Origin of the sequence: Pseudomonas machongensis, assembly GCF_034961125.1 — a bacterium.
GTDB classification, from domain to species: Bacteria; Pseudomonadota; Gammaproteobacteria; order Pseudomonadales; family Pseudomonadaceae; genus Aquipseudomonas; species Aquipseudomonas machongensis.
The window spans coordinates 1-470 of record NZ_JAYFUI010000018.1; the positions used below are offsets into that span (position 1 = coordinate 1).

Annotated in this window: 1 rRNA gene; it reads left to right on the plus strand. The window is 53.6% G+C overall.

Annotated features, from left to right (window positions below):
- Positions 1 to 470 (plus strand): 16S ribosomal RNA (locus VA602_RS00500); the annotation flags it as partial.

A 470-nucleotide genomic window follows, 5' to 3' on the forward strand; every position in this document is an offset into this window, starting at 1 on the left:
TGGCTCAGATTGAACGCTGGCGGCAGGCCTAACACATGCAAGTCGAGCGGATGACGGGAGCTTGCTCCTTGATTCAGCGGCGGACGGGTGAGTAATGCCTAGGAATCTGCCTGGTAGTGGGGGACAACGTTTCGAAAGGAACGCTAATACCGCATACGTCCTACGGGAGAAAGCAGGGGACCTTCGGGCCTTGCGCTATCAGATGAGCCTAGGTCGGATTAGCTAGTTGGTGAGGTAATGGCTCACCAAGGCGACGATCCGTAACTGGTCTGAGAGGATGATCAGTCACACTGGAACTGAGACACGGTCCAGACTCCTACTGGAGGCAGCAGTGGGGAATATTGGACAATGGGCGAAAGCCTGATCCAGCCATGCCGCGTGTGTGAAGAAGGTCTTCGGATTGTAAAGCACTTTAAGTTGGGAGGAAGGGCAGTAAGTTAATACCTTGCTGTTTTGACGTTACCGACAGA